The sequence below is a fragment of the Saccharibacillus sp. CPCC 101409 genome, from assembly GCF_030518235.1.
Classification (GTDB): Bacteria; Bacillota; Bacilli; order Paenibacillales; family Paenibacillaceae; genus Saccharibacillus.
Genome location: NZ_JAULSA010000001.1, coordinates 943,522 through 955,125 on the forward strand (window position 1 = coordinate 943,522; position 11,604 = coordinate 955,125).

9 protein-coding genes and 1 tRNA gene are annotated in these 11,604 nt (G+C 57.5%); 9 read left to right on the top strand and 1 reads right to left on the bottom strand.

From position 1 onward, the window contains the following. The first annotated feature begins 398 nt into the window (after window positions 1–398). From QWJ34_RS03995 to QWJ34_RS04005, 3 genes are all read left to right on the top strand, one after another. The gene (locus QWJ34_RS03995) at window positions 399–1,499 is read left to right on the top strand and encodes a GntR family transcriptional regulator (protein WP_302725746.1); all 1,101 of its coding nucleotides are present in this window, start codon (window positions 399–401) and stop codon (window positions 1,497–1,499) included. Window positions 1,500–1,633: 134 nt separating this feature from the next. Next, a tRNA-Leu gene (locus QWJ34_RS04000) sits at window positions 1,634–1,717 on the top strand. Between the two features lie 186 nt (window positions 1,718–1,903). Then, window positions 1,904–2,230 carry a winged helix-turn-helix transcriptional regulator gene (locus QWJ34_RS04005; RefSeq protein WP_302725845.1) on the top strand — a complete coding sequence of 109 codons (327 nt, stop codon included), beginning with the start codon at window positions 1,904–1,906 and terminating at the stop codon, window positions 2,228–2,230. A gap of 23 nt (window positions 2,231–2,253) precedes the next feature. Here QWJ34_RS04005 and QWJ34_RS04010 read toward each other — a convergent pair whose 3' ends face one another. After that, a complete protein-coding gene (locus QWJ34_RS04010; protein ID WP_302725747.1) occupies window positions 2,254–3,252 on the bottom strand; it encodes an aldo/keto reductase in 999 nt (332 codons plus the stop codon). 352 nt (window positions 3,253–3,604) lie between these two features. On the opposite strand from QWJ34_RS04010, the gene QWJ34_RS04015 reads away from it, so the two are divergent. The 6 genes from QWJ34_RS04015 (at window position 3,605) to QWJ34_RS04040 (ending at window position 11,578) form a co-directional block, all read left to right on the top strand. Further along, window positions 3,605–4,480, top strand: a complete 876-nt coding sequence (locus QWJ34_RS04015) for a helix-turn-helix domain-containing protein (RefSeq protein ID WP_368046219.1) — start codon at window positions 3,605–3,607, stop codon at window positions 4,478–4,480. A gap of 69 nt (window positions 4,481–4,549) precedes the next feature. After that, window positions 4,550–6,358, top strand: a complete 1,809-nt coding sequence (locus QWJ34_RS04020) for a sensor histidine kinase (protein ID WP_302725748.1) — start codon at window positions 4,550–4,552, stop codon at window positions 6,356–6,358. Window positions 6,359–6,360: 2 nt separating this feature from the next. Then, complete coding sequence (locus tag QWJ34_RS04025) at window positions 6,361–7,977, top strand: response regulator (protein ID WP_302725749.1); 1,617 nt, start codon at window positions 6,361–6,363, stop codon at window positions 7,975–7,977. A gap of 120 nt (window positions 7,978–8,097) precedes the next feature. Further along, window positions 8,098–9,669, top strand: coding sequence for an extracellular solute-binding protein (locus tag QWJ34_RS04030; RefSeq protein WP_302725750.1), 1,572 nt, complete (start codon window positions 8,098–8,100; stop codon window positions 9,667–9,669). 39 nt (window positions 9,670–9,708) lie between these two features. Then, on the top strand, window positions 9,709–10,668 hold the full coding sequence (locus tag QWJ34_RS04035) for an ABC transporter permease (RefSeq protein WP_302725751.1): 960 nt from the start codon (window positions 9,709–9,711) through the stop codon (window positions 10,666–10,668). Window positions 10,669–10,681: 13 nt separating this feature from the next. Then, window positions 10,682–11,578, top strand: coding sequence for a carbohydrate ABC transporter permease (locus QWJ34_RS04040; RefSeq protein ID WP_302725752.1), 897 nt, complete (start codon window positions 10,682–10,684; stop codon window positions 11,576–11,578). Window positions 11,579–11,604: the final 26 nt, after the last annotated feature.

The following is an 11,604-nucleotide window of genomic DNA, read 5'->3' on the forward strand; positions in this document are numbered from 1 at the left end:
GCAATTTCAAATTTGATCTAACTGATATCCTCATTATATTTAATTAAAATTCAAAGGGTTGGTGACCGTGGTCACATCAATTGTGAATTTATTCACTTAAAGTTGTCACAATTAAAAACAACAGATTTTACAGGATATATTGCGTTTTTCAGATCCTATTAATGAATGGAAACTGCAAGACCCTTTTCGAGTGGATCATCGTTAATGAATAAAGAAAAACGATGATTTTAAAAAGGAAGCGCTAATGAATATGCCGCACAAGCCGCCTCGACGGTAGGCGCTCTGTGATACACTGGGAAAGTCAGATACGCAGCCTGTTTCGCCGCGGCTTTGCCGCAACCGGATCGTTCCGGCCCCGCGGCGGTTCGCGACCCATCCCTATACCGAGGTGAAACCCAATGAGCAAGCGGCTTCCCAAATATGTCGTACTGAAAAACGAACTGCTGCACCGGATGGAAAGCGGCCGGCTGTCGCCCGGCAGCCAGGTGCCGTCGGAGAACGAAATCGCCGAGCAGTTCTCGCTCAGCCGCCAGACCGTGCGCCAGGCCTTCTCCGAACTGGAGCGGCTGGGTCTGCTCGAACGCGTGCAGGGCAAAGGCACATTCGTGCGCAGCGCGCCGAGCCGCGGGGAGACGCCCCAGCCGCGCACGATCGGAATCGTGACCACCTATATCTCCGATTATATTTTCCCGCATATCGTGCGCGGGGCGGAAGCCGAGCTGCGCAGCCGGGGTTATCGGCTGCTGCTCGCCAGCACCGACAACGACAAAGAGAAAGAAATGGAGAGCTTGAAGCTCATGCTGAGCGAGCCGCTCAGCGGACTGATTATCGAGCCGACCAAAAGCGCGGAGGGCAATCCGAATCTGCCGTTCTACCTGTCGATGCAGTCGCGCAGCCTGCCGTTCCTGATGATTAACGAGCGCTACCGCGAACTGGAAGTGCCGTGCCTCAAAGTCGACGACGAGCTGGGCGGAATGACCGCCGCGCGGCATCTGATCGGGCGCGGACACCGCCGGATCGCCGGCTTCTTCAAGACGGACGACCTGCAGGGCGTCAACCGGCTCAAGGGCTTTATGCACGCGCACCGGGAAGCGGGCATTCCGCTCGCCCCCGAGCACGTCGTGACGTATACCACGGCGCAGAAGCGCGAGCTGCCGATCGCGAAAGCCCGCGAACTGCTGCAAGCGGCGGACCGCCCGACGGCGTTTGTCGCCTACAACGACGAACTGGCGGTGCCGCTGATGAACGCGGCGCGCGAATTGGGCTTGAATCTGCCCGGCGATCTGTCGGTCGTGGGCTTCGACGATTCGTCGCTTGCGCTGGCGTCCGGCGTGCCGCTGACGACGCTGAGCCATCCGAAGGAAGAGATGGGCCGGGAAGCGGCCCGCAAACTCATGGACATGATCGAGAGCGGCGACGGCGGCGCGGCGCCGGCGGACGATGTGCGGTACGCACCGGAGCTGATCGAACGCGGCTCGGTGGCGGAGCGGAACCGCTGACCGGGGCTGCTTTTACGCGCTTTGCCTACTGCGCCGGCAGCCCGAGGAGATCTTTTTTTGCCAAATGGCTTGCGCTTTGCCTGGTGGCTGTGCTATATTATTCGGGCAGGGCAAAACGCTCGGCATACTGATATGCGGTCGTGGCGGAATTGGCAGACGCGCACGGTTCAGGTCCGTGTGGGCTAACCCCCGTGGAGGTTCGAGTCCTCTCGACCGCATTACAGCTATAATCAAACTCTTCCTCGGAAGAGTTTTTTTATGTTCGATTTGAAATGAATTTCAGATTCCAGGTATACTGTGAAGAAGCCAATCCACAAAAGGGAGCCTGGAGCATGCCGCACAAAAAGCTGATCGCGAAAACCGAAGAACAGCTGCCAGTGTCCGACCCGGATGAAGAATGCGATATGAATATCGGGGAGACCCTGCTGGTACTCAGCGGAAAGTGGAAACTTTCCTTATTATATGAATTGGGCGGGCAAACGCTGCGATTCAACGATTTGCAGCGCGCCCTGCCGGGAATATCGAAAAAAATGTTAACCAAGCAGCTTCGCGATTTGGAAGAAGAAGGTTTGGTCGTGCGAAATGTCATTCCCGATAATCCGCCCAAAGTAGAGTACTCATTGTCTTCCTATGGAGAAACGCTCGGGCCTCTGTTTGACGTCATGTTCGACTGGGGCGCCAATCACCGTAAACGCAAAAGCGAGCGCCTGTTCAAAAAGCTCTCAGAATAATTATTCTGAGAGCTTTTTTTGTATTATTTCTCGCTGTCCAGCAAAGCCAATTGATGTTTGTCGTAGCGTCCGCCGGCCACATCTTCCGGATTAAACAATTCGCCGATCGTTTTCAAATCTTCGGCGGTAAACTCGATCTCCGCCGCTCCCAGCATATCGCGCAGCTGCGTCTGCTTGCGGGCGCCGATCACCGGAATCACATCTTCGCCTTGTCCAAGCACCCAGGCGATCGCCAATTGGGCCACGCTGGTGCCGTAGCGTTCAGCCAGCGATCGCAATTTTTCCACCAGCTGCAGATTATGCTCCAGGTTCTCTCCCTGGAAGCGCGGCCCGAAATTGCGTCCATCGAACTTGTTTTCAGAACGTTCCTTCGTCCATGCGCCGCTCAGAAGTCCCCGGGACAAAGCGCCGTAGGCGCTTAGCGAAATCCCCAGTTCGCGCAGCGCGGGAAGGATTTCTTTTTCGATCCCCCGGCTGAACAGCGAATATTCAATTTGCAGCCAGGAGATGGGATGCGCCGCATGCGCGCGGCGAATCGTATTTACACCCACCTCGGACAGCCCGATGTGACGCACATATCCCGCCTGCACCATTTCGCCGATTGCGCCGACCGTTTCTTCAATCGGGACATCGGGGTCCAGGCGCGCAGGCTGATACAAATCGATATAATCCATATCCAGGCGTTTCAAAGTCATGGCCAGAAAATTTTTTAAAGACGCCGGCCGGCCGTCGAATCCGCCCCAACCGCTGCCGGGATCGAGCAGCACGCCGAATTTTACAGCGATAAAAGCCTGTTCTCGATTTTTTCCGCGCAGCGCTTCCCTGATCAGGAGCTCGTTGTGGCCGGAACCGTAAAAGTCTCCCGTATCCAGCAGGGTAACGCCCTGTTCCATTGCGGCATGGAGCGTTGCGATACTTTCCTGTCGATCCGCTTTTCCGTATACGCCCGGCGACATCCCCATACAGCCGAGCCCGACGGCCGATACTTCTCTATTGCTATTGCCAAGTTTCCGTTTTTGCATATCTTGGTCCTCCGTATTATTGATTCTAATCGCGATTAGGAAGCCCCGGGTAGAGCCTAGTATATAACCTGCCCGGATACCCGACAAGGAGGCACTATTTTTTTACCAGGAAACCTTTGGGAGACTTACTTTCAAATGAGAAGCATCGTTTCGGTGTGCGGCTTATTGCCGATCGCCTGCCGCGGCCGGCTTTTGGGTAGGCGCGGAAGTTGTTTTTTATGAATGGATAAAATGTTAGGTCCAATAGGGAATTCCAATCGCTCGAATTTGTGTTAATATAGCTTTTAAGCGATTTAAGAACGAATCCATGTCAAAACGAAGATTGTCATTTTGTTAGCTGAGGAGGGAAGGCATGCTTGACTTTTTCGGCGGTTTGCAGGAATACGAGCACGAATATGCCCGGTTTATTTATTACACGCCCGGCGAACTGGACCGGGAAGCGCAGCTGTGGCCGATCCGCGGAGGCCGGACGATCGCCAAGCCGAATTACCGGGTAGGGCCGAAGCGGATCGAATGCTACAGTCTCCATTTTGTGCTCGGCGGGGAGCTGGCGTTCGAATACGACGACCGGCGGATCGAGCTGCGCCGGGGCGATGTGTTTTGTTTGTTCCCGGAGCAGACGTACCACTACTATATCGTTCCGTCGGATTCGGATCTGCGGATGAGCTGGCTGGCTCTCGACGGAAGCCGGACCGCGCCGCTGCTGGAGCTGGCCGGGGTGACGGAGGAGCAGCCGTATGCGCGGGAGAGGATCACGCCGCGGGTTACGGGAGCGGCCGAGCGCATACTCGGCGCCATGGCCGGGGTGGAGCGCTGGAGTCCCGCCGCTTCGCTGGAGCTGCAGGGGCTGATCTGGGAACTGCTGGCCGGGCTGATGCCGGAGATGTCTTCGGTTCGCGTTCCCCAGCCTTCGGGCTGGATTCGCGAATGTATGCAGTTTATGGATCTGCATGCGACCGAAGGGATAACGGTTCGGCAGGTCGCGGAATTCGCGGGCATGCACCGTTCTTATTTCTCCAACGCTTTTGCCAGCCAGGTCGGGATTCCGCCGCAGAAATATATCCAGAATATCCGGATGAAGAAGGCCAGGCGGCTGCTCCTGGAGACCGACGCGACCGTGACGGAGATTGCGCTGTCGCTCGGTTATCCGAATCTGTACACGTTTACCCGCGCGTTCAAATCGTATTACCGCGCCGCGCCTCTGCATGTGCGCACGGCGGGCGGCTGACGATCCCCCCGTTTCTTTTTTGATAACGCTTTCCCGACAAACATCCTATCGGTAAAGGAGCGTGGCAGCATGGCTCTGCGGTTTGCTTCCGCCTACAAGAGACTTTCGCCGAGGCCGGGGATTCAGGGGAAAATCTTTCTGACTTTCGGGCTGCTCAGCCTGGCGTCGATCGTGGCGATCACGCTGATTGTGTATATGAGCATGCGCGAGACGATCAAGCACAACGCCGTGACTTCGGTCGCGGACAGCATCCGTCAAACGGACGAGTCGCTCAATCTGATGCTGGACGAGATCGATCGCCTGAACACCATCGTGGTCACGAACAAAAATTCGGTCATCGACATCATCATGAGCCCCAACGAGGAGATCAGCTACGAATGGTTTCAGGAGCAGAAGCGGATCAACGAATTTCTGACGGGGCTGACCGGCTATAAGCCATATATTTCGCGCATCGCCGTAATCGGCTTGAACGGCAAAGTGTTTTTTACCGGCAGCCCGTGGATCGACCGCAATTTTCTGGATACGGACACCATGGCTTACATGCTGAACAACGGGGAGCGCCATGCCTACTTCAAGCGCGACGGCCAGGCGGACGCCATCTCCGTGGGACGCGTCATCCGCTATAACCGGGAAAATATAGGCGTGGTCATGGTCGATCTCAACTACGATTTTATCCGCAACACTTACGGGGTAAAGCCCACCGCGGACAGCGTACTTTACGTGCTGGACGAACGGATGGAGCTGGTGTACCAGTCCGACTCCGCTCCCGCCGAAGTCTCGCCTCGAATGCGGCAGGCGATCTACGCGGACTCCCGGTCTTCCGATGCGCTCGGAGAAGCGGACGAACGGCGGATCGACGGCAAATCGTATATCGTCGTCAGCCGGCGCTCGCAGCATACGGGCTGGATCACCCGGGCGCTCGTGCCGCTGGATTCGCTGCTGAACGAGTCGGTGCGGGTGCGCAATCTGCTGGTGGAAGTCGCGGTCGTCGTATTTGCGGCGGTTCTGCTGGTGGCGCTGCAAATCTCTTCCCGCACTACGCTTCAGATCAGACGGCTGAAAACGATGATGATGCAGGTCAAAACGGGCAATCTGTCTTTTCCGAGAACGGAGATCAAGACCCGGGACGAAATCGGCGAGCTGTACAGCGTGTTTATCGGCATGGTCGACGAGCTGGAACGGCTGATGCAGGATATCCGGATCAGCGAGCAGGCCAAGCACGAAGCCGAGTTGACCGCGCTCCAGGCGCAGATTCGTCCGCACTTTCTGTACAACTCGCTCAATACGATCAAATACCTGGCCAGCGTCAACGGCGTGCCGAATATCGAAGAGGTGTCGACTTCGCTGATCGAGCTGATGCGCGGCGTGCTGGGCAATTCCCGCGAATTCCTTACGGTCCGGGAAGAGCTGGATTATGTCGAATGCTACGTGGCGATCGTGAAGTACAAATACATGGTGCCGATCCCGGTCCATATGCAGATCGAAGACGAGGCTTTGCTGGACTGCCGGATGCTGAAGCTCATGCTCCAGCCGATTGTGGAAAATGCGATCCAGCACGGAATCGGCGCGCGCGCCGGAGACGGGTTGATCGTGATCCGCGTGTACGAAGACGGCGGCGATCTGCTGATCGAAGTGGTGGACAACGGCCCGGGGATGCCCCAGGACCGGCTGGACGCCCTGCTGAGCGAAACCGGCGCGGAAGAAGGACCGTCACGCTTTAGCGGCATGGGCGTGAAGAACGTGCACGAGCGAATCCGCCGCATGTACGGGGAGCCTTACGGAATCCGGCTGTTCAGCGAACCGGGATTGTATACCAAAGTCGAGATCCGTTTTCCCCGGCTGACGCCGGACGAAACCAACGACAGAGAGGCGGGATAACGATGTATCGAGTTCTGTTAGTGGACGACGAGCCGCTGGTGCACCATTATCAGTGGACCCGGACCGATTGGAGCAGCCACGGCTTCGAAGTATGCGGCGAAGCGTACAGCGGACCGATGGCGCTGGAGCTGATCGAACGCTGCCGCCCCCATATCGCGATCGTCGACGTCAATATGCCCGGCATGAACGGCGTGGAGCTTCAGCGCACGATTCACGAGCGGTACCCCGCGGTCAAAACGATTATGCTCAGCAGCTACGACGATTACGATTATGTGCGCGAATGCCTGCAAAACGGAGCCGTGGACTATCTGCTCAAACATCGTCTGACTTCGGAGTCGCTGATCGCCATCTTGAACAAAGCGGCCGGGCAGATCCGGCGGGAATCCGGCAGCGCGGACGCCGGTCCGGCCGCCGCGGGCGGGGCTGGGGAGCCGAACGCCGAACCGCTGCGCGAGCATCTGGTCGGCGCGCTGCTCGGCAGGCCGGGCGCCCTGCGTAATCTGGAAGACGGGGTCCGGCAGCGCGGGGTCTTTGCCGATGCGGTCTGCTACGCGGCGGCGGCGGTGCAGATCGTGCCGTTCCGGCTGCTGACGGAATCTCGCAGCGATATGCAGATGAACAGCCTGGTCCGCCAGGCGGCGGAACTGACGCAGCAGAGTCTGGGCGATGCGTCCGGGCGGCTTGCGGCGTATGTGGAGAACGGCCGGCTTGCGGTCGTCTTCTCGTTCCGGGAGCGGAGCGAGCGCGACGCCGCGGGCGAAGCGAGCCGACTGATGAGCAATATCGGCCATTCGCTCGAATTGTTCCTGAATTTAAAATGCGCGTTTGCCGTAGGCGGAATTTGCGGCGGACTGTCCGGGCTCGAAGCCAGCTACCGCGCGGCCGAGCGGGCGATCGACGTGCCGTCCGCTTCGACGCAAAGCGGCGCGCCGCTCTCCGGTCCCGACCGTTTCTCGCTGACGATCGAGGAGCAGAAGCAGCTGCTGCTGTCGGTGGAGCGGCTGGACAAACAGGAAGTCCGGCGCTTGATCGACGGAATCTTCGCTTCGATCTCCAAGCATCCGGTCCATTCCCGGACCGTGCAGATGATCGCCAGCGAACTGGCGGCGATCGGGGAGAAGGCGCTGCCGCCGGAAGCTTCGCCGCCGGACGAACCGCCGCTGCCGCTGCGCGAAGAGCTGAGCCGGATCGGCGGCATGGCGGCGCTGGAGCAGTGGATCCAGAACTACTTCGACCGCCTGCTGGAGCGGCTGCGGAGCCGCCGGGCGTCGGGACCGTATTCCCGGCATGTGTCCCAGACGATCCTGCTGATCCTGGAACGCTATCCCGGTTATATCACGCTGGAACTGGCGGCGGACGCGATCGGGCTCAACCCTTCTTACCTGAGCCGCATTTTCAAAGAAGAGACCGGCGCGACTTTTTCGGAATATCTCAACCGGGTCCGGATCGAAGCCGGCTGCAAGCTGCTCGAAAGCGGCCGGTATACGGTCAAGGAGGTCAGCGGGCAGGTGGGCTTCTCGACGTACAATTACTTTTTCAAAGTATTCAAGGAATGGACCGGCACGACGCCGCATGCTTATACCCATCGTCCGGGCGGCGCGGGGCAAAGCGTAAAATAAGTGTAGTAAACAGTCAAATATGTGGAACTCTCCGCCTCCGGGACTGCCTTATAATGAACAAACACCTCAGAAAACGCTTACATAAAGACGGTTACATCTACAGAGGAGGTCGGATTCAACATGCGGAGAAATTGGAAAAAAGCGGCGATGAGCCTGACGGTTATTGCCGCCATGACGCTCGGAGGATGCGCATCGGGCGGCGACAAAGACGAGGCTTCGTCCAAAGGCGAAACGTCGGGCCAGACGGTAAGCAAAGAAGGGTTCCCGATTGTGGAGCAGCCGATCAAACTGCAAATGTTCACCCGGATCGCTCCCGTCAACGGACCGTTCAAAGACATGCCCGTATTCCAGGATTACGAGAAAACGAGCAATATCCAGACCGAATTTATCGAATCGCCGACCGACGGTTTTCAAGAGAAAAAGAATCTGCTGTTCGCTTCCAACGAGCTGCCCGACGTGATGTACCGCTCGGGGATCTCCGCGCTGGAAGCCGTGCGTTACGGGTCCGGCGGACAGCTGATCCCGCTCGAAGACATGCTGGCGGACTACGCGCCGAACTTCTCCAAGCTGATGGACGAGTACCCGGAGATTCGCGCGGCGATTACGACTCCGGAAGGCCATATCTACACGCTGCCGGGCATCGTAACGCTGGACGCGGCAAGAACGGACAAGAAGTGGATCAATAAATCCTGGCTCGACAAGCTCGGCCTGGAAGAACCGCAGACGATCGACGAGCTGTACGATGTGCTGGTCGCTTTCCGCGACGGGGACCCGAACGGCAACGGCAAGAAAGACGAGCTTCCGATGACCGCGCGCAGCGGGCTGTCCATCGTGCCGCTGATGAGCGGATCGTACGGGCTGGACCAGCAGTTCGGCTACAACATCAATATCGCGGACGACAAAGTCGAAATCTGGATGGGCAGCGAGCGCAACAAAGAGCTGCTGATGTTCCTGAACAAGCTGTACGCGGAGAATCTGCTGGACCGCGATCTGTTCGCCCATACGGAAGCGCAGTTCCTCGCCAAGCAGGGAACGGGCAATACCGGCATGTTCTTCGACCAGACCAACAACAACTTCCTGCCGATCGCCGACCAGTACGTCGGGATTGCGCCGCCGGAAGGTCCGCACGGCGACCGCCTGCAGGCGCAGGGAGCGCCGGTGCCGCGCGACGCGGGCGCGTTCGCGATCACGTCGGTCAACAAATACCCGGAAGCTTCGCTGCGCTGGGTCGACTATTTCTACACAGACGAAGGTTCGACGCTGCTGCGCTTCGGCCGGGAAGGCGAGCATTACGAGATCGTCGACGGCATTCCGCAGTACAAACCCGAGTATTCGACGGCCGATACGCAGCCCAAGCTTACGCCGTATGCCGGCGGCGGAGCGCCGCACCTGATCAGCGAGTACGTGGCGTCGTACATCAACCCGCCGCAGGTGCAGGAAGCGCAGAAGAAGCTCGATCCGTATATGCCGGAGATCCGCTACGCGGCTCCGATGTTCGACGAAGCGACGGCGCAGAAAGTCAACATGCTCCGCAACGATATCGACAAATATTACGAAGAGCAGAGCACGAAGTTTATCGCCGGCGCGCTGAGCTTCGACAAATGGGACGAATTCCAGTCGACGCTCAAAAAGATGAACATCGAAGAACTGCAGCAGATCTATCAGGACGCTTACGACAAGATGGAGAAATAACGAACAGGCGGATTCTCTTGCGGATAGGAGCGGATATTCATGAAAAACGCAGACGTCCATGAGACCGCCGCGGCGCCCCGGTCCAAACCGGAACGGGGCGGCCGTCTGGTCCGGCAGATTGCCAAAAGATACGACTTGTATCTGATGCTGCTGCTGCCGATCGCATGGTATTTGTTGTTTCACTACGGCCCGCTGTACGGGCTGCAAATCGCATTCAAGAACTATAATCCCGGCAAAGGCATCCTGGGCAGCGACTGGGTCGGATTCGACAACTTCCGGCGCTTCTTCGATTCGTATTATTTCTGGAGACTGCTCTGGAATACGCTGTCGATCAATTTGTTCTCGCTGCTGCTCGCTTTCCCGGTCCCGATTATGCTGGCGCTGCTGATCAACGAGATCCGCAGCAAGACTTACAGCAAGCTGCTGCAAAATATTACGTATATCCCGCACTTCATTTCGGTCGTGGTCATCGTGGGCATTCTGTCCGTGATGCTCTCGACCAACGGCCCGATCAACATGCTGATCCAGGGGCTCGGCGGCACGCCGACCCGCTTCATGGAATCGGCCGGCTGGTTCAAAACGATCTTTATCGGTTCGAACGTCTGGCAGAACATGGGCTGGCAGTCGATCATCTATATCGCGGCGCTCAGCGGCATCAATCCGCAGCTGTACGAAGCGGCCAAGATGGACGGCGCGTCCCGTCTGCGGCGCATCTGGCACGTGTCCCTGCCGGGAATCGTGCCGGTTATCGTCATCCTGCTCATTCTGGATATCGGCCAATTTATGAATATCGGGTTCGAGAAGATCCTGCTGATGCAGAACAACCTGAACCTGGAAGCGAGCGACGTGATCTCCACCTTCGTGTATACGACCGGGATCTTGAAGGGCGAGTACAGCTATACCGCCGCGATCGGGCTGTTCAACTCCGTCATCAACCTGACGCTTCTGCTGCTCGTCAACCGCTTTGCGCGCAAAACGTCGGAGACCAGCCTGTGGTAAGGAGGAAACCAACATGTCAAAAGTAGCGGCGTCGAAAGGTCCTTCGGACCAGCGCTGGTTCGATATTGTCGTCTATGCGATCGCGGCGATCCTTATGGTCGTCGTGCTGTATCCCCTGCTTTTTGTCGTCACGGCTTCGTTCAGCGATCCCGCCAGGGTGCTGAACGGCGAAGTGTGGCTGCTTCCCAAAGGATTCACGCTCGAAGCCTACGCCAATATTTTGCACAACAACAAGATCTGGACCGGCTACGGCAATTCGATCGTCTACATGGTTGTCGGTACGCTGATCAATATCGTGATGACGCTGCTGGCAGCTTATCCGCTGTCGAGACCGGATCTGCCTGGCCGCAAAGGGCTGATGATGATCGTGACGCTGACTATGTTCTTCAGCGGCGGTCTGATTCCGAACTACCTGCTCGTCAAAGAGCTGGGCATGGTCGATACGATGTGGGCGCTGATTATTCCGGGAGCGATCTCGACCTACAATCTGATCGTTATGCGGACGTATTTCCAGAACAGCATTCCCTGGGAACTCCAGGAAGCGGCGCATATCGACGGCTGTTCCAACTGGCGGCTGCTGATCAGCATCATTCTGCCGCTGTCCAAGCCGATCCTGGCCGTTATGGTGCTGTTCTACGCGGTCGCGCACTGGAACTCTTTCTTCAACGCGCTGATCTATATTCGCAGCGAGGACAAATATCCGCTCCAGCTGGTGCTGCGCGAAATTCTGCTGATCAGCCAGTCGGCGACGGAAGAAGGCGGCAACGTGGGGCTGGAGAAACAGATCCTGCTGTCCGAAAGCATCAAATACGCGGTCATCATCGTATCGAGTCTGCCGGTGCTGATTATGTATCCGTTCGTGCAGCGTCATTTTGTCAAAGGCGTCATGATCGGTTCGGTCAAAGGATAACGCGATAGATACAAATACAAGGCATA

What these genes read in the sequence shown, in the direction of transcription:
- QWJ34_RS03995 (WP_302725746.1), top strand. Translation starts at nt 399, where the DNA reads ATGAGCAAGCGGCTTCCCAAATATGTCGTACTGAAAAACGAACTGCTG.
- QWJ34_RS04005 (WP_302725845.1), top strand. Translation starts at nt 1,904, where the DNA reads ATGAATATCGGGGAGACCCTGCTGGTACTCAGCGGAAAGTGGAAACTT.
- QWJ34_RS04010 (WP_302725747.1), bottom strand. Translation starts at nt 3,252, where the DNA reads ATGCAAAAACGGAAACTTGGCAATAGCAATAGAGAAGTATCGGCCGTC.
- QWJ34_RS04015 (WP_368046219.1), top strand. Translation starts at nt 3,605, where the DNA reads ATGCTTGACTTTTTCGGCGGTTTGCAGGAATACGAGCACGAATATGCC.
- QWJ34_RS04020 (WP_302725748.1), top strand. Translation starts at nt 4,550, where the DNA reads ATGGCTCTGCGGTTTGCTTCCGCCTACAAGAGACTTTCGCCGAGGCCG.
- QWJ34_RS04025 (WP_302725749.1), top strand. Translation starts at nt 6,361, where the DNA reads ATGTATCGAGTTCTGTTAGTGGACGACGAGCCGCTGGTGCACCATTAT.
- QWJ34_RS04030 (WP_302725750.1), top strand. Translation starts at nt 8,098, where the DNA reads ATGCGGAGAAATTGGAAAAAAGCGGCGATGAGCCTGACGGTTATTGCC.
- QWJ34_RS04035 (WP_302725751.1), top strand. Translation starts at nt 9,709, where the DNA reads ATGAAAAACGCAGACGTCCATGAGACCGCCGCGGCGCCCCGGTCCAAA.
- QWJ34_RS04040 (WP_302725752.1), top strand. Translation starts at nt 10,682, where the DNA reads ATGTCAAAAGTAGCGGCGTCGAAAGGTCCTTCGGACCAGCGCTGGTTC.